This window comes from Leucobacter sp. GX24907 (genome assembly GCF_053567335.1).
The window spans coordinates 249,295-266,215 of record NZ_JBSGPD010000004.1; the positions used below are offsets into that span (position 1 = coordinate 249,295).

General features: G+C 64.6%; 17 protein-coding genes. 12 read left to right on the forward strand and 5 right to left on the reverse strand.

From position 1 onward, the window contains the following. Positions 1-24 precede the first annotated feature (24 nt). The 6 genes from ACUYV6_RS08075 (at position 25) to cls (ending at position 6,635) form a co-directional block, all read left to right on the forward strand. On the forward strand, positions 25-597 hold the full coding sequence (locus ACUYV6_RS08075) for a PH domain-containing protein (RefSeq protein ID WP_449278142.1): 573 nt from the start codon (positions 25-27) through the stop codon (positions 595-597). Next, positions 594-2,399, forward strand: coding sequence for a PH domain-containing protein (locus ACUYV6_RS08080; RefSeq protein WP_449278143.1), 1,806 nt, complete (start codon positions 594-596; stop codon positions 2,397-2,399). The genes ACUYV6_RS08075 and ACUYV6_RS08080 overlap by 4 nt, the downstream gene beginning before the upstream one ends. Next, entirely contained in the window at positions 2,396-3,124 is a 729-nt protein-coding gene (locus tag ACUYV6_RS08085; RefSeq protein WP_449278144.1) for a DUF2520 domain-containing protein, read from the forward strand. Before ACUYV6_RS08080 ends, ACUYV6_RS08085 begins: the two co-directional genes overlap by 4 nt. A gap of 72 nt (positions 3,125-3,196) precedes the next feature. Then, complete coding sequence (gene lysS, locus ACUYV6_RS08090; protein ID WP_449278145.1) at positions 3,197-4,744, forward strand: lysine--tRNA ligase; 1,548 nt, start codon at positions 3,197-3,199, stop codon at positions 4,742-4,744. Between the two features lie 112 nt (positions 4,745-4,856). After that, the gene (locus ACUYV6_RS08095; protein ID WP_449278146.1) at positions 4,857-5,036 is read left to right on the forward strand and encodes a hypothetical protein; all 180 of its coding nucleotides are present in this window, start codon (positions 4,857-4,859) and stop codon (positions 5,034-5,036) included. 114 nt (positions 5,037-5,150) lie between these two features. After that, positions 5,151-6,635, forward strand: a complete 1,485-nt coding sequence (cls, locus tag ACUYV6_RS08100; protein WP_449278147.1) for a cardiolipin synthase — start codon at positions 5,151-5,153, stop codon at positions 6,633-6,635. On the opposite strand, the gene ACUYV6_RS08105 is transcribed toward cls, so the two are convergent. Beyond that, on the reverse strand, positions 6,616-7,236 hold the full coding sequence (locus tag ACUYV6_RS08105) for a hypothetical protein (protein ID WP_449278148.1): 621 nt from the start codon (positions 7,234-7,236) through the stop codon (positions 6,616-6,618). The two genes, cls and ACUYV6_RS08105, sit on opposite strands and share 20 nt — an antisense overlap. A gap of 7 nt (positions 7,237-7,243) precedes the next feature. On the opposite strand from ACUYV6_RS08105, the gene ACUYV6_RS08110 reads away from it, so the two are divergent. The 3 genes from ACUYV6_RS08110 (at position 7,244) to ACUYV6_RS08120 (ending at position 10,690) form a co-directional block, all read left to right on the forward strand. Continuing rightward, complete coding sequence (locus ACUYV6_RS08110) at positions 7,244-8,671, forward strand: biotin carboxylase (protein WP_449278149.1); 1,428 nt, start codon at positions 7,244-7,246, stop codon at positions 8,669-8,671. Positions 8,672-8,695: 24 nt separating this feature from the next. Next, a complete protein-coding gene (locus ACUYV6_RS08115) occupies positions 8,696-10,114 on the forward strand; it encodes a serine hydrolase domain-containing protein (protein WP_449278150.1) in 1,419 nt (472 codons plus the stop codon). Between the two features lie 201 nt (positions 10,115-10,315). After that, entirely contained in the window at positions 10,316-10,690 is a 375-nt protein-coding gene (locus tag ACUYV6_RS08120) for a YbjQ family protein (RefSeq protein WP_449278151.1), read from the forward strand. Between the two features lie 76 nt (positions 10,691-10,766). On the opposite strand, the gene ACUYV6_RS08125 is transcribed toward ACUYV6_RS08120, so the two are convergent. The 4 genes from ACUYV6_RS08125 to ACUYV6_RS08140 form a co-directional block, all read right to left on the reverse strand. Then, positions 10,767-10,991, reverse strand: a complete 225-nt coding sequence (locus tag ACUYV6_RS08125; RefSeq protein ID WP_449278152.1) for a helix-turn-helix domain-containing protein — start codon at positions 10,989-10,991, stop codon at positions 10,767-10,769. Next, complete coding sequence (locus ACUYV6_RS08130) at positions 10,991-11,659, reverse strand: hypothetical protein (RefSeq protein ID WP_449278153.1); 669 nt, start codon at positions 11,657-11,659, stop codon at positions 10,991-10,993. Before ACUYV6_RS08130 ends, ACUYV6_RS08125 begins: the two co-directional genes overlap by 1 nt. 83 nt (positions 11,660-11,742) lie before the next feature. Beyond that, complete coding sequence (locus tag ACUYV6_RS08135; RefSeq protein ID WP_449278154.1) at positions 11,743-12,408, reverse strand: hypothetical protein; 666 nt, start codon at positions 12,406-12,408, stop codon at positions 11,743-11,745. Between the two features lie 165 nt (positions 12,409-12,573). After that, on the reverse strand, positions 12,574-13,539 hold the full coding sequence (locus ACUYV6_RS08140) for a DUF559 domain-containing protein (RefSeq protein ID WP_449278155.1): 966 nt from the start codon (positions 13,537-13,539) through the stop codon (positions 12,574-12,576). Between the two features lie 145 nt (positions 13,540-13,684). Between ACUYV6_RS08140 and ACUYV6_RS08145 the strand changes: the two genes are divergently transcribed. The 3 genes from ACUYV6_RS08145 (at position 13,685) to ACUYV6_RS08155 (ending at position 16,862) form a co-directional block, all read left to right on the forward strand. Beyond that, the gene (locus ACUYV6_RS08145) at positions 13,685-13,897 is read left to right on the forward strand and encodes a hypothetical protein (protein ID WP_449278156.1); all 213 of its coding nucleotides are present in this window, start codon (positions 13,685-13,687) and stop codon (positions 13,895-13,897) included. 104 nt (positions 13,898-14,001) lie between these two features. Continuing rightward, positions 14,002-16,530 carry an ATP-dependent Clp protease ATP-binding subunit gene (locus ACUYV6_RS08150; RefSeq protein WP_449278157.1) on the forward strand — a complete coding sequence of 843 codons (2,529 nt, stop codon included), beginning with the start codon at positions 14,002-14,004 and terminating at the stop codon, positions 16,528-16,530. A 149-nt stretch (positions 16,531-16,679) separates the two neighbouring features. Further along, positions 16,680-16,862, forward strand: a complete 183-nt coding sequence (locus ACUYV6_RS08155; RefSeq protein ID WP_449278158.1) for a hypothetical protein — start codon at positions 16,680-16,682, stop codon at positions 16,860-16,862. Positions 16,863-16,921: the final 59 nt, after the last annotated feature.

The window sequence follows — 16,921 nt, forward strand, 5'->3', positions numbered from 1 at the left end:
GAACCCCCTCGCTAGAGTGGGAACGTGACTATCGAAGGCAGCGCTGACAGCGCAGACGAGGTTTCGACTCAGACGGTCGGACGTTCGGCAGATGCGACGTCAGGAGGAGCGCCTGGTTCTTGGCATGATCCGGGGTGGCACCGTGTCTCACCGAAATACGCCTGGGCCGACCTCACGCTCAACCTGCTCTTCGTGCTGATCGTCGGCATCGCATTTGCGATCGTCGCGCTCGTCAGTTCGGATAGTGCGCCGCTCGGTGTGCTCATCGGGTTGCCCACGGCTGCGCTCCTGCTGCTCGTCAACGCCCTCCTCGCCTTCCGACGTGTTCGCGCCATTGGCTATGTGCTGAGAGAAGACGACTTGCTGTTCAGGCGCGGCATTTTGTTCGAACGCATCATCGCGGTGCCGTACGGGCGACTGCAGCTCGTCGATGTCACGCGGGGCCCACTGCTGCGTGCGCTCGGCCTCTCGACATTGAAGTTCGTGACGGCTTCTGCTGCGACCGGGGTCAATCTGCCGGGTCTGCCGGAACATGAGGCCGAGCAACTGCGCGACAAGCTCGTGGCACTCGCTGAAACGAGACGGTCGGGACTGTGACTGAACCAAGAGAAGAGCCCAGAGAAGAGCCCGGAGAAGCGACGAAGGAGATTTCGAGCGACTCAATCAGCTCTGTCGACTCGGCGGGTTCCGAAGCTCCCATGGATGGGCTGCCCGGAGCGCAGGCGGGCGACGGGTGGCGGCGCATGCATCCGTTCACGCCACTTCTGCAGGGCGGCCTCGCACTCATCGTCATCGCGGGCATCCTGGTCGCAAACTTCCGCGACCGGCTCATCGAACTGTTCGTGGATGCGCGCTTCGACGGGAGTCCCGACGCGTCATCCGAACGGGACCTCCTCGACCTCTTCAATTATCTTGCGGAAGAGGGGCTGCTGCTCGTCGTTATCGGCGGCCTGCTTGCAGTGGTCCTGCTGATCCTGCTCTTCTCGTGGTTGAGCTGGCGCATGCACAGCTACCGCATCTCTAACGATGAGGTCGAAGCTCGGCAGGGCATCGTCTTCAAACGGCACCGCCGGGCCCCGTTGCAGCGCATCCAGAGTGTCAACCTGCAGCGTCCCCTCCTGGCTCGCATGCTTGGGCTCACCAAGATCGACGTGCAGACGGCCGGACAAGGCGGCAAAGTCGAACTCGCGTATCTCGCGCACCGGGATGCGAAGACCGTGCGCGAGCAGATCATCCGCAGTGCTGCCCGTTCTCGAGGTGCGATCGAAGGTCCCGAGGATGCTCCGCAGCATTCCGACCAGGCTGCTCTGAGCGCGGCCCCTGCGTTGCCTACTGAGGTTCCTGTGTCGCCGACCGCGGCACTGGACCGCCGAGTACTCGACTTCGCTGATGCCGACATCGATCACGCTGCCGAGCGAGAGGGTGTACTGGTGCGCGTGCCCGTCGGGCGTCTCGTACTCGGCATCTTGCTGGGCTGGGAGATGATCGCGCTGCTCGTCGTGGTGGCGGCCATGATTGTCGGCAGCTTCTGGAACCTCGGTGTGCTCGCCGGTTTCGTACCTGCCGGCATCGTCTTCGCGGGCCTCCTCTTCTCCCAATTCAACAAGGGCTTCAATTTCACCCTGACCCGCTCGCGGGACGGTGTACGTGTCGGGTCGGGGCTCACTGCGACGAACACCGAATCCATCCCGTTCGGGAGGATTCATGCGGTCGAAGCGCGGCAGCCGCTCGGGTGGCGACCGTTCGGCTGGTGGCGGGTGCGCATCACGACGGCCGGTTACTCGGCCGCTCAGGCCGGGCAGAATCCGATCCAGAACGTCGTATTGCCGGTCGGCCCTGAGCGGGACGTGCTTCGTGTGCTCGAGGCGCTGCTGCCTGCGACCGGAGCCGAAGAGCGTGACATCGAGTCGTTGAGGAACGGGCTTTCGGGCCCAGGAAGTGGATACACGGGTGGAGGATCGCGATCCGGGATCGTTCTCTGGTGGGGACGCCGTCGAGCGGGCATCCTCTTGGAGGGCGCGGACCGGGCAGGCGAAGAGATCCAGAACCCGGAGCGTGCGACTCTGCGGGTGCGGAAAGGGGCGCTGACCCGTGGGTTCGTCGTCATGCCGGTGCTGCGGGCCCAGTCTGTGCAGCTGCGCCGCCCGGCAGTCCACCGTCTGCTCGGACTCGCTTCGCTTCAAGCGCACACTGTGCTCGGGCCCGTTACCGTGCAGATGCGCGGGCTCGACCTGACAGTTGCACGGTGCCTGTTCGATCGGTTGGCGGAAACCGTCGTTCGCGTGCAGAACGCAGAGCGGCATGATGCGGTGCAGAGTGACGTGCACAGCGTCGCGCAGGATGCCGATCTGCAGGTCGACCCGTGGGGCGAACAGCGGATCGACGGAGGCCAGGCATGAGCGGAACAGCAGCATCACGGCTGGGTATCGGCATCGTCGGTGCCGGACGAGTGGGCCCCGTGCTCGGACGCGCGTTGGCAGGCGCCGGGCATGCGATCACCGGAATCTCCGCAGTGAGTGCGGAAAGCAGAGAACGCGCGGAGAGCATGCTGCCGGGCACACCGGTACTCGAAGTGCAGGAGGTGGTGCGCAGGTCCGAGCTCGTGCTGTTCGCCGTGCCCGGCGATGAACTGCCGTCACTGGTGCTCGGTCTCACCGAGATCGGCGCGTGGCAGCCCGGCCAGATCGCCGTGCACACCGCTGCCGAGCACGGACACAGCGTGTTTGCTCCGGCGCTTGCGAGTGGTGTGATCCCGCTCGCGCTCCATCCCGCGCTCGTCTTCACGGGTACGAGCCTCGACCTGACCCGCCTCGCCGGTGCGACAGTCGCAGTGACTGCCCCTGCGCCGGTGCTGCCGATCGGCCAGGCACTCACAGTTGAGATGGGTGCCGAACCGGTCGTTGTCGCCGAGCAGGATCGCCCGGCCTACGCGGAAGCGATCACCGCAGCGGCCGACTTCTCGCGTGCGGTCGTGCGTAACTCCACAACATCGCTGCGAGACCTCGGAATCGAGCGCTCCGATGCGCTGGTCGCCGGTGTGGTGCGGGCGGCGATCGAGGAGGAGTTGCGTGCAGCGTCTGCTGCTGAGCCCGACGCCGAGCACAACCCGGGCGGGAACGTCTAGGATTGGGGCGGCGCTTCGTGAACGATCGGTTCCGTCGCGCTTGGAATCGGATCTACGGAGGACCCCGCCCCAATGAGCGAACAGACCGCGCCTGACGCAGCTGAGGAGACCGTCGCCTTCGAACAGGAGGTCTTCGAACAGAAGCAGGTGCGCCTGGATAAGCGCGCGAAGCTCGACGCTTCGGGAGACCTCGCCGGAGGGGCATACCCCGTGACGGTTCCGGTCACGACGACGATTCCTGCCGTGCGTGAGCAGTGGGGCCACCTCGAGCAGGAGCCCGACACGGTCTCCGGTGAGACGGTCGGCGTTGCCGGGCGCGTCGTGTTCCAGCGCAACACCGGCAAGCTGTGCTTCGCGAGTCTGCAGGCAGGTGATGGAACGCGCATCCAGGCGATGGTGAGTCTCGCGAGCGTGGGTGAGGATCAGCTCGCCCGATACAAAGAGCTCGTCGACCTGGGCGACCACCTCTTCGTGCACGGCGAAGTCATCTCGAGCCGCCGCGGTGAGCTCTCGATCATGGTCGACGAATGGCAGATCGCTGCCAAGGCTATTGCTCCGCTGCCGAACATGTATGCGGAGTTGAATGAGGAGACGCGGGTGCGCCAGCGCTACCTCGACCTCATTCAGCGCGAGCAGGCACGCACCAACGTCGTGACGCGCGCGAAGACGATGGCGAGCTTGCGTCGTACCTTTGCAGATCTCGGTTTCATCGAGGTCGAGACTCCGATGCTGCAGACAATGCACGGCGGAGCCGCAGCTCGGCCGTTCGTCACGCACTCCAACGCGTTCGAGACCGAGCTCTATCTGCGCATCGCCCCAGAACTGTTCCTGAAGCGTGCGGCAGTCGGCGGGCTCGAGCGGGTCTTCGAGATCAACCGCAACTTCCGCAACGAAGGTGCTGACTCGACGCACAGCCCCGAGTTCGCGATGCTCGAGTCGTACCAGGCGTACACCGACTATCGCGGCATCGCCGACCTGACCCAGGCGTTGATCCAGAATGCCGCGATCGATGTGAACGCGGGAACAGACCGTGCGGGCACGCACGTCGTGCGGTGGGCCGATGGCACTCTCTTCGACCTGGGGGGCGATTGGGATCGCATCTCGATGTACGGCACGCTCTCGGAGGCGGTCGGTCGTGAGATCACCCCTGAAACGCCTGTCGATGAGCTGCAGTCAATCGCAGATGCCGAGGGCGTCGAAGTCAAGCTGCCGAACCATGGCAAGCTCGTCGAGGAGCTGTGGGAGCACTTCGTGAAGGACGGGCTCACCCGTCCGACGTTCGTAATGGACTTCCCGGTCGAGACGAGCCCGCTCACACGGCATCACCGCAGCATTCCTGGCGTCGTGGAGAAGTGGGACCTGTACATTCGCGGCTTCGAGTTGGCCACCGGCTACTCCGAGCTCGTCGATCCGGTCGTGCAGCGCGAGCGATTCGTCGAGCAGGCCGCCCAGGCGGCACAGGGTGACGATGAGGCGATGCGGGTGGATGAAGACTTCCTGCGCGCACTCGAGCACGGCATGCCTCCCTCGGGCGGTATGGGCATGGGCATGGATCGGCTGCTGATGGCGCTGACCGGTTTGGGGATCCGCGAGACGATCCTCTTCCCGCTCGTGAAGTGATGTGCTGAGCGTCGCTGAGCCGTATCGCTTCACGACTCCGGCTTTCTTCAGCGGGCCGAGTGCCATACCGCTATCCCAGGGACCCTGCGGAGAGGATCGGTAGAATCTGATCATGGACAACTGGTGGGCCAACGCGCTCTGGTCGATCACCCCGACCGTGCTGATCGGCATCTTCTTCTTCTCGGTGCTCAGACTGCTGCTGCGAGCGGATCGTACTGAGCGTCGTGTGTACCGCGAAATGGAAGCGGAAGAGCGGGCGAAAGCAGGGCTGCCGCCGAAGCAGAGCGCCTGACACAGTGGTCGGCTGATCCCCCTCTGCAGCCGCGTGAGCGTGGCGCAGCGCCACGACCCCGTAGGCTGGTGATCAGATCCATGTCGAGCGGCGGCGCGTGAGGGGAGGGCAAACATGGATGCTTTTCTCCTCTGGCTCTCCGGATGGCTGACGAGCTGGGCGCTCGTTCCAGTGCTGATCGACAACACCATCCGCATCGTCGCACTGTTCGTGGTTCCTCGGAATCGTCGTCCGACCTCTGGAGTGGCCTGGCTTCTCGCGATCCTCTTCCTCCCGGTTCCCGGCCTGATCCTCTTCCTCATTATCGGCAGCAAGCGCCTTCCCCGTTCCCGTGAACGGAAGCAGGCAGCGGTCAATGAGTTCGTGGCCGAGATCGCGGAGCGCGAAGAGCAGGAGCTCGTCACTCCGATGGAACAGATTCCAGACGGGATTCGGAACGCGGTGACGCTCGGGCGCTCTCTCGGTGCGCAACCGATGCTTCGCGGTAACACCGCTTCGATCTGCATCGACTACGAGGCATCCCTCGCGGATATGGCTGCTGCGATTCGTGAGGCGCGCGAGTACGTGCACGTGCAGTTCTACATTCTGGTGCTCGACAGCACCACGGCAGATGTTTTTGCGGCGATGGCGGAAGCCGCGGCGCGCGGTGTGAAGGTGCGTGTGCTGCTCGACCACATTTCGTCGGTGCGCAACCCGGGCATGCGTCGTACGGCGCGCAGGCTCACCGAGATCGGAGCGGACTGGGCCTACATGCTGCCAGTGCGCCCCTGGCGCCTGGAGTACCAGCGCCCGGATCTGCGCAACCATCGCAAGATCGTCGTAGTCGACGGCAGGGTCGGCTTCACCGGTTCGCAGAACCTGGTTGATTCGAGCTATAACAAGCGATCCAATCGGCGGCGTGGTCTGCATTGGAAAGACCTCATGGTGCGGGTCGAGGGGCCGATCGTGCTCGGGCTCGAGGCGGTATTCCAGAGCGACTGGTTCATCGAGACCGACGAGGTGCTCGGGCACCTGATCGACGACGGGGTGCCGACGCGACAGCCGGGCAAGCTCGACTGCCAGGTGGTGCCGAGTGGGCCGGGGTACGCCTCCGAAAACAACCTGCAGGTGTTCGTTTCGCTGCTCTACACCGCGGAAGAGCGCATCAGTATTACGAGCCCGTACTTCGTGCCCGACGGATCCATCATGAACGCGCTTCGCGCGGCAACCGCGCGCGGCGTCGATGTCGAACTCTTCGTCTCGGAGATCGGAGACCAGCCGATGGTCTATCACGCGCAACGCTCCTACTACGAGGAACTGCTGCGTGCGGGGGTGCGGATCATGATGTTCCGGCCGCCATACATCTTGCATTCGAAGCACTTCACGATTGATGGTCGCGTCGCGGTCTTCGGTTCCTCGAACATGGACCAGCGATCCTTCGGTCTCAACATGGAGGTCTCGATGGTCGTCCATGGGGCGAGCTTCGTACGCGACCTCGACGATGTGAACGACTACTACCGGAAGAATTCGCGAGAGCTCACTCTCGAAGAATGGGAGCGGCAGCCGCTGCCGGCCAAGCTGCTCGACGGGCTCGCCAGGCTCACCTCCGCGCTGCAATAGCTCGCACGAGGTGAATATCCTTCACCGTAGCCGAAGCTTCGACCGTGTCGTTTGGGTCTCGTTTTGGCCACATGACGATTCCCGTGTAAGGATGCATGCACCCGTCTTCGATGGAAGGAAACGCAATGGCGCGTGAAGTATCTCCACAGACCCCTGAAACCTCGGCTGCCGAGGCTACGAACGCGGCTGAGGCCCCCCGGACGAAGAAGTCCGCGGCCAAGAAGCCTGCGGCGAAAAAGCCCGCGGCCAAGAAACCTGCAGCGACGAGAGTCTCGGCGACGAAGGCTCCGGCAGCGAAGGCTCCGGCAGCGAAGAAGCCCATCGCGACGAAGAAGTCGACAAGAGGAGAATCCGCGCCAGCGCCGGCCGCCTCGAAGAGCCAGTCAACGGCAAAGGGCGGTGCGACGAAGCCGCCGAGCACGCCGGCTGCTGCGAAGGGCGGCGCCATCACCGGCAGCGCGCTCAAGGGGTCGATCGAAGGATCCGGAACCCCCGCAGAGCAAGCGACCATGCAGCGCACGCCACGCCGGCGCTCCCGACGGACGCCACGGTCGGGACCCGTCACCATCGGGCGCAGCAACTGGACAAAGATCAAGAACATCTCGGAGATGCGGCACTATTTCCGTACCGATGAGACCCCGGTCTTCTTCGTCGGAGCGACCGCCTTCAACCTCCTCGGTCTCGATCGCTGGGTGCGCGGTTTCTCGTACATCAGCTACTACGACAGCTGGGACGGTGGGCACCCGCGGGTCTTTACTCCGGTGCACAAGCCGTACGTCGAGTTCGAGAGCGGCGAAGACATCAACAATTGGTTGCTCCGGAACCACGAGGTGCGCGCCCACATCGAAGCAAAGACCCCTGCCGGCACGCGTCCGCGCATCGTCGCGGTGTTCTTCGACGAGGAGACCGAGCGGATCTGCGAGGAGCTCGACTACGAGCTGATCCTGCCCAGCCATGCACTGCGCGAGCGGCTCGATTCCAAGATCGTGACCACTCAGATCGCGGACTCCGTGGGGGTACCCAGCGTGCCGAACGTGCTCACCACGGTGCAGGACTGGGACGCACTCGTGAAGGTCACCGATGAGGCGGGCCTCGGGCAGGATCTGGTGATTCAGACCGCCTACGGTGATTCGGGCAAGACCACATACTTCGTCACCAGCGAGGCCGAGTTCGCCGAGATCGCCGATGAGGTCGCAGACGTCGAGATCAAGGTGATGAAGCGGATCAACCACCGTCCGGTAGCAATCGAAGCCGTGCTGACGCGACGGGGCACCATCGTCGGTCCGTGCATGACCGAGATCACCGGTCATGCCGAGCTGACCCCGTATCGCGGTGGATGGGCCGGCAATGAGATGTTTCCGACCGTGCTCGACGACGCGAGCCGGAGCGCCGCCATCTCACTCGTGCGCAAGCTGGGTGACCGCCTGAGCAAAGAGGGCTATCGCGGCTTCTTCGAGGTCGATGTGCTGCTCGACACCGATACCGGCGACGTGTATCTCGGGGAGCTCAACCCGCGAATCTCGGGGGCTTCGGCGATCACGAATGTGACGGCCGGCGCCTATGCCGATATGCCGCTCTTCGCCTTCCACCTGCTCGAGTACTCGGGCATCGATTTCGAGATCGACGTTGATGAGATCAATGCGCGCTGGGAGGAGCTCGCCTCGGAGGACGAGTGGAGTCACATGGTGATCAAACACACCTCCGACACGATCGAGCGCATCGATGCAGCGCCCCGCACCGGCCGGTACGTCATCGATCACCTGGGACACCTCGTCTACAGCACAGCGGGTCTCGACTGGCACTCCTTACGAGGCGAGGCAGAGGCGTATTACCTGCGCATCTACAACGCGGGCGATTACCGGTGGAAGGGTTCGGATCTCGGCATCCTGGTGACGAAGGGGCACCTCGAAGCGGAACATGGCGGGCTCACACTGCACGCGAAGTACTTGATCGATGCCATCCGAGGCATGTACCTCACCACTGTGATCGACAACGACGAGGAGTCATCGAAACCGCAGAACAACGCGAAGGGCTGACGGTCAGCGTGGGATACTGTCACGATGAGCACTGAGTACGATCCGCTTCGCGCTGGAACCGTGCCGATCATCCCCGATCACGAGTTCCCGCCCGTGACGGGCGCGATTCCGGTTCTTCCTGCGGCGTTAGCGGAAGTACCGTACCAGGTGCCCGTTTCGGAGGGCGAGGGGGCGTTCGCGCAGCCCCACGAGGTGCCGCTGTCTCCCGAGGTCGGGCCGCCGACGGGCGCGATCCCCGCAGTCAGCGCATCCCTGCCCGACGAGCATCGCGCCGCGTACCCTCCGCCGCTCGATCAGTGGCAGTTCGCGCCCTACCTCCGCTGGTCGATGCAGAACATGGAGACCTTCCTACCGGTGCACAAGATCGCGAGAGGCGGTCGCACGACTGAGTTCGGGTACCGGCCGGTCGAGCTGCGCAGTCTCATGGTTGCGCACCCCTGGGAAGACCGTGCGCTGCCCTTTGCCGACGTGATGTCATTCACGGAGGGCGATGGATGGATGGTGCTCCATCGCGGCGACATGGTCGGCGAGCAGTATCTCGGGGACTATCGACGGGGCGGTATGCATCTGCTCATGTCGGTGTCGAAGTCGCTCACCGCGACGATCGCCGGTGTGCTCTCGGTCGAGGGAGAACTCGATCTCGAGGGGCTGGTCACGCAGTATGTTCCGGATCTCGCAGGCTCGGGCTACGAGGGCGCTCTGGTGAGGCAACTCGTCGATATGCGCACCGGGGTTCGCTTCTCCGAGGAGTACCTCAATGACAATGCTGAGGTGCGGTTGTTGGAGGAGGCCATCGGATGGGCTCCGAAGCGGCATCCGGAGGTGCCCGACAGCCTGCTGGGATTCTTGGCGACGCTCGGGCAGAAGGGCCCGCACGGAGGAGCGTTCGATTACAAGTCCTGCGAAACTGATGCGCTCGGTTTCGTGATCGAGGGCGCCGTCGGTGTGCACGCCGCCGAGGTCATGTCGGAGAAGCTGTGGCAGCCGATGGGGGCCGAATATGATGCCCACGTCGGCATCGACAGCGTCGGTGGGGGCATGTTCGACGGGGGAGTGTCAGCGGCGATGCGCGACCTCGCTCGGTTCGGGCATCTCTTCGTCAACCAGGGGCGTGCGCTGGACGGTGCTCAAGTGCTGCCGGAGGAGTGGGTCGAAGATACGTTTGCGGGAGGCCCTGACTCACGTGAGGCTTTCGCGATGGCGCCCGATCAGACGTACATGCCCGGCGGAATGTACCGAAACGGTTTCTGGTTCCCGGGGCCGAGCGGCGATGTGATGCTGGCGCTCGGCATCCATGGGCAGATGATCTACATGAACCGGGTGACGGGGGTTGTCGGGGTGAAGGTGTCGAGTTGGGCGACGCCTCAGGACGCTGAGAAGTTGTTCTGGACGCTGCGCGCGTTTGATGCTGCGTCCTGGGCCCTGTCGACTGGCGCCGCCTAGCGAAAACGCGCAGCGTTTTCGGTCGGCGGCGCTGGCGCTACAGCGCCAGGCCCACGGAGCGGAGCGCGGGGTGGCCGCCTAGCGAAAACGCGCAGCGTTTTCGGTCGGCGGCGCTGGCGCTGCAGCGCGGTAGTTGGGACAGTACGCGATAGTGTCGTCGGTGGGTTGCTCCACCGTTCTCGGTGTGAGGATTGGCCCCCAGTGTCGCCGGAGAGAAGTGAGGTCGCCGTGTTCGTAGTCACCACCAATGAAGTTCCGGGGTATCGGATCACGCAGGTGTTCGGGGAGGTCATGGGTCTGACCGTTCGTTCCGCGAACTTCGGGCAGAACTTCACGGCTGGCTTCCGTTCGCTTGGCGGTGGCGAGATGACCGAGTACACGCAGGTGATCTACGAGTCCCGCTGGCAGGTGATGCAGCGCATGTGGGCTGAGGCGCAGCAGCGGGGAGCGAACGCGGTCGTGGGCATGCGTTTTGACTCTGGAGCGATCGGCAACTTCACCGAGTTCTGTGCGTACGGCACCGCGGTTGTGGTGGAGCCGATCGGCGGCGCGGCTCCGGCCGCCCCCGCCGTGTAGCGGCTCCGGAACGTTCCGCAGGGCGGGGGATAGCGCAGAAAGGCGGGGCCGGCCGCCAAGCCGTCTCAGCCCGGCCTCACCCGCGATCCACCGTGAGCAGTTCGCCCACCTCGCACTCCAGCGCCCTGCAGATCGCGGTCAGTGTCGAGAAGCGGATCGCCTTCGCGCGATTGTTCTTCAGGATGGAGAGGTTCACGACGCTCACACCGACCCGTTCGCTCAGCTCGGTGAGGGTCATTCCGCGCGCGAGGAGCAGTTCGTCGAGCCGGCAGCGTATCGCGTGAGTCTCCTCGGGAGGCATCAGACCAGCCCCTCGGTGTCCCGCTGCAGGCGGACCGCGTGGCGCCAGAGTGCGGCCACCAGCAGCAGCGCGACGCCGAGAGTGAATAGCGGCCACAGCATGTCCTGCAGGGGGTCGAAGCCCGTCGGCACGACCCAGGCATCTGCTTCCGGATCCGCGACCATACCGCCATCGGTGGGGAGGTGCAGCTCTCGGGCCGCGAGCACGCCCACGCGCGATTCCAGCCAGGGCACCGCGATCGCGGTCGCCGCCGAGGCGAGGCCGAGCAGTGCCAGCATCACCAGGGCGGCGCGGCCGAAGGGCCTGGCGCTGAGCAGTCGCGATGCCAGGACGATTGTGCTGATGCACCCCAGCAGCACGATGACGAAGGGGATGGCCGTCGCGATGCTCGCGAGCGTGCGGGGGAGCACTAGCGGCTCGTGCGATGCGACGATGATGTCGTCGTAGAACTGCGTCGTCTCGATCTCGGGGTCGAGCGGGCCGACACCCGGCTCGGCGTCGAGGGGCGCGGCATAGGCGACGGAGAAGTTGAAGGCGCCGTTCTTGTCCTCGCCCGCACTGAGCGATAACCAGGTTCCGAAGAATATGGAGCCGAGGGCGACCAGGGCGGCCGCGGCGATCAGTGCTCGAAGCAGTGCGCGACCTGTGGGTGCGGATTCGGGGGACATGGGATCTCCTGAGGTGGAGTGGACGGAAGGCCGTGCAGCGGATCCGGGTGCAGACGCGATTCGGGGTGCGGTCGTCCGGCGAGTCATACCAGTCCCTCGGTGTCCTGCTGCAGGCGGATCGCGCGGCGCAGTGCGACGTCGACCAGCCCGAGGGAGACGATGGCGAAGAGCACGATCCAGTACCAGCCCCACCACTCGAAGCCGTCGATGCTCTGCGCGCGGACGTTCAGCGCGGCCTCGACTCCGTTGCGGCCCATGGTCCAGAGCAGGTGGAAGAAGAGGACGCCGGCTGCCAGCGACCAGTTCAGCGTGCGGAGGGCGGCGCTGGCCGAGCGGGTGAAGAAGCGCCCGCGCAGGAACAGCCATGCGATGCGAGCGGTGCAGGCGATCGCGATGAGTGCCGCGATCGCGATGATCACGATCGACGCCGCCAGACAGACCGTCGACACCGTGTTCAGGTCGTTCACGATCACCTCGAGTGCCGTTGCGGTGCCGGTGATGGGCTCCGATTCCGCGGGCCCGCTCGAGCTGTACAGCGTGAGACCGTCGGCGGTCAGAGTCTGGGGCTCGACGGGGAGCGTCCAGGCGACGCCGTCGGGGGTGAAGAGTCGGAGGGACCGGAATGCCGCGAGCGTGATCACGGCCCCGGCGGCCAGGACGCTCATGATGATGACGGTGATCGCATCGGTGCGAACGCTGTGCGCCGTCGGCTTCGCCTCCGCGGGCTGGATCGGCTGTTCGGCGGTCATGAGATCCTCCGTTCCCCTACATATCGAATATCGATATTATCGTTATTCGATTACTTCCGAGGGTGGGCGGCGTCTGTCAGGGGGGCGAGCGTCGATCTCGCCGCCGAACTTGCGCACTTTGTCGCTTCGGCGTTTTCGAAGCAACAGAGTGCGCAACTTCGCGGGTCAAGTAGCAGGGAGGGCGAGGAGCTCCCTGAGCAGCGGATGCTCCGAGATTGACATCCCGAGCTCGCGGGCGACGTTCTCGGCCGTGGCTCGTGGGGTGCTGATGATGTCGTCGTCGAGCAGCTGGAGCACTTCGAACCCCGCCTTCCGGGCTCTTGCGAGACGTCTCAGGTCCCTGCGGTGCTGCGCCTTGTCGGTTCTGTGGTGATCCCCGTCGTATTCGACGATGAGCCTGAGATCGCGGGCCACGAGGTCGAATCGCCCGATCCACCCTCCGCGATCCGACAGATTCACCTGCAGTTCGAAGTTATGGTCGAGCCCGAAGGCGACGAGTACGAGACGGGTGAGCGTCTCCATGCGGGACTCGGCCCCGACACGGGACAGCCTCGCCGCCTGTCTCAGCTTTCGGGATCCGCGCCCCCGGAAGCGCTCGGCGAGTTCGAGCACCTCCTCGCGGGCGAGCAGCGAGCGACGCTTCGGGCCGCGCGGGAGCACGAAATGGTCGATCGCGACGACGAGCTCCCTGAGCGGGAGCAGGTCGGCGCTCTGCAGCAGGGCGACTGCCGGGGACACCACCGAGACGCCCTCGATGATCCGGAGCTCGTTCACGACGGAGGATCCATGACCGATGACACCGGCTGTGCGATTGGGGGCGAAGCCGGGTGCTGCCGTGACGTGCAGTCGTCGATTCCAACGAATGGGGCAGCGGTAGATGACGAGCGCCGAGGTGTGGCTCACGGCTTCTCCGGTGCGCATGCGCGGAGTGAACATGCGGGCCTGCCCGATCATCTCGTCGTGAAGGGTGGTGGTGCTTGCGGGGACCCGATCGGGCCGCACACGAACCCCGAAGAAGGGGGATTCCAGGGAGGGGTGGCGCAGGGCCTCGGCGCTCATCCCCTTCTCCAGAGCCTCGCCGACGCCGAAGGCCGGAGGCAGGTCGGGGATCGGGCTTCGCGGGCGGGGCATGCTGCGATCCTGGTGCGCTGCGAGCCGCCGTAGTGCCTGAGTGACGACGTTGTGGATGGAATTCGTGGGAATCGTCGCCTGTGGAGCGTGAATGGCGGCTGCGAACTTGCGCACTTTGTTGCTTCGGAAGCGCCGAAGCAACAAAGTGCGCAAGTTCGCAGGAGAGGGGGGCGAGAGAAGAGGAGGAGAGAGGCGAGAGGGACGAGGGGGAGAGGAAGAGGAGAGAGACGAGAGGGACGAGGAGGAGAGGAGGAGAGGAGGAGAGGGACGAGGAGGAGAGGAGGAGAGAAGGAGAGGGACGAGAAGGAGGGGGAGAAGGAAGGAGGGGGAGAAGGAAGGGGAGGATCGGCGCCCGTAACGCCTGCGGCGAACACGCCACCGCGATCCTGCGCCACCGCGTAGCCTGGTCTCATCGGCCGGAGCCGCACCGACGACGCGACCCCCGGCTACAGGAGGAGTGAAATGTTCGAGAGATTCACGGACCGCGCCCGGCGTGTGGTGGTGCTCGCCCAAGAAGAGGCGAAGATGCTCAACCACAACTACATCGGTACTGAGCACATCCTGCTCGGGCTGATCCACGAGGGCGAGGGTGTCGCGGCTAAGGCGCTCGAGCAGCTCGAGATCTCGCTCGACGCCGTGCGCGAGCAGGTGACCGACATCATCGGCACCGGTCAGCAGCCTCCCGCGGGTCACATCCCGTTCACGCCGCGCGCGAAGAAGGTGCTGGAGCTCTCGCTCCGCGAAGCGCTTCAGCTCGGCCACAACTACATCGGTACTGAGCACATCCTGCTCGGGCTGATCCGCGAAGGCGAAGGCGTTGCCGCGCAGGTGCTCGTGAAGCTCGGCGCCGATCTCAACCGTGTGCGCCAGACGGTGATTCAGCTGCTGAGCGGCTATCAGGCTGGCAAGGAGCAGGTCGCGGTCGGAGCCCCGGAGACCACCGGCGAAGCCAAGGGTTCGCAGGTGCTCGATAACTTCGGTCGCAACCTTACCCAGGCTGCCCGAGAGGGCAAGCTGGACCCGGTGATCGGTCGCGAGAAGGAAGTCGAGCGGGTCATGCAGATCCTCTCGCGTCGCTCGAAGAACAACCCGGTGCTGATCGGTGAGCCCGGCGTCGGCAAGACTGCGGTCGTCGAAGGCTTGGCGCAGGCGATCGTCAAGGGTGAAGTGCCAGAGACGCTCAAAGACAAGCAGGTCTACGTGCTTGATCTGAGTTCGATGATCGCCGGCAGTCGGTACCGAGGCGACTTCGAGGAGCGACTGAAGAAGGTCACCAAGGAGATTCGCAACCGAGGCGACATCATCATCTTCATCGACGAGATCCACACGCTCGTCGGTGCGGGCGCTGCCGAGGGAGCTATTGACGCCGCCAACATTCTGAAGCCGATGCTTGCTCGCGGCGAGCTGCAGACGATCGGTGCGACGACGCTCGATGAGTTCCGGAAGCACTTCGAGAAGGATGCTGCCCTCGAGCGCCGCTTCCAGTCGATCATAGTGAACGAGCCGTCGATCCCGCATTCGATCAACATTCTGAAGGGTCTCCGCGACCGTTACGAAGCGCACCACAAGGTTTCGATCACCGATGGCGCCATCGTGGCCGCAGTGAACCTTGCGGATCGTTACGTGCAGGACCGCTACTTGCCGGACAAGGCCATCGACCTGATCGATGAGGCCGGCGCGCGTCTGCGTCTGTCGATCCTCTCGAGCCCCCCCGAGCTGCGCGAGTTCGATGAGAAGATCGCGGTCGTCCGCGCCGACAAGGAGCAGGCGATCGAAGATCAAGACTTCGAGAAGGCCGCCAGCAAGCGCGATGAGGAGAAGAAGCTCATCGCCGAGCGCCTGCAGCTCGAGAAGCAGTGGCGCAAGGGCGATGTCACGACGAACGCCGAGGTCGACGAAGGGCTGATCGCCGAGGTGCTCGCTCAGGCCACGGGTATCCCCGTGTTCAAGCTCACCGAAGAGGAGACCTCCCGTCTTCGCTTCATGGAAGAGGCCTTGCATCAGCGCGTTATCGGCCAGGACGAGGCGATCTCGGCTCTCGCGAAGACGATCCGCCGCCAGCGGGCCGGTCTGAAGGACCCGAAGCGTCCGTCGGGCTCGTTCATCTTCGCCGGCCCCACCGGTGTCGGCAAGACGGAACTCGCCAAGGCGCTTGCCGAGTTCCTCTTCGACGACGAGGACGCCCTGATCTCGCTCGATATGTCGGAGTACGGCGAGAAGCACACGGTATCGCGACTCTTCGGAGCCCCTCCCGGATTCGTCGGTTTCGAAGAGGGCGGCCAGCTCACCGAGAAGGTGCGCCGTAAGCCGTTCTCGGTCGTGCTCTTCGATGAGATCGAAAAGGCTCACCCCGATATCTTCAACTCGCTGCTGCAGATTCTCGAGGAAGGCCGCCTCACGGACGGCCAGGGTCGAGTCATCGACTTCAAAAACACCGTCATTATCATGACGACCAACCTCGGCTCCTCGGCGATTGCCGGAGGCCCGGTCGGGTTCCAGATCGAGGGCGACGCCCGCATCGGTTACGACGCGATGAAGGGCAAGGTCAACGACGAGCTGAAGAAGCACTTCAAGCCGGAGTTCTTGAACCGCGTGGACGACACGATCGTCTTCCCGCAGCTCTCCAAGGAAGAGCTGCTGCAGATCGTCGACCTGTTCATCAAGAACCTGCGTGATCGCCTCTACGATCGCGACATGCGTATCGAGATCTCGCAGTCGGCGAAGGAACGGCTCATCGAGGTCGGCTACGATCCGACGCTCGGTGCACGGCCGCTGCGCCGTGCCATGCAGCGCGAGATCGAGGATCCTCTCTCCGAGAAGATCCTGGGATCGGAGCTGGTGGCCGGCGACCTGGTCAAGGTCGGCTTCGTGGACGGCGCGTTCACCTTCGAAACAGCTGACCGTGACAATGCCGGCGATGGTGCGTCGACGGCTTCGGCCGCAGCGGCAGTGGCCTCGACCGCTTCGACGACGGAGAATGGGGCGGCATAACGCCGACACTTTCTGAAGCATGGGCCCGGGTCTCGACCCGGGCCCATTTCTGTGTTCTGTGAGACCCAATGCTGCACGCGTGCCTGCAGTTGACCGACCCCGCCTCTCGTGGTCTACCGGCATGCGTTGCCGGAGCGGTAGCATGAGGTATGGATAAGAAAGAGCACAGCACGGGGATTCGGGTCGAGTTGGTGCCGGGCACTGACGAGGCAGTCGCGGTCGACGAGCTCGTCGACGACTTCCTCCATGGTGATGTGAAGGGTGCGCTGCACGTTCTGCACGAGCCGCACGGCGACGATCACCCGGGACACGACCCGAACGCGAAGCACTGAGAGCTTGAGCGTCGGCGCTCCGGCCCAGGGCATGGGAGGTGACGAACTGCGCTCATTTC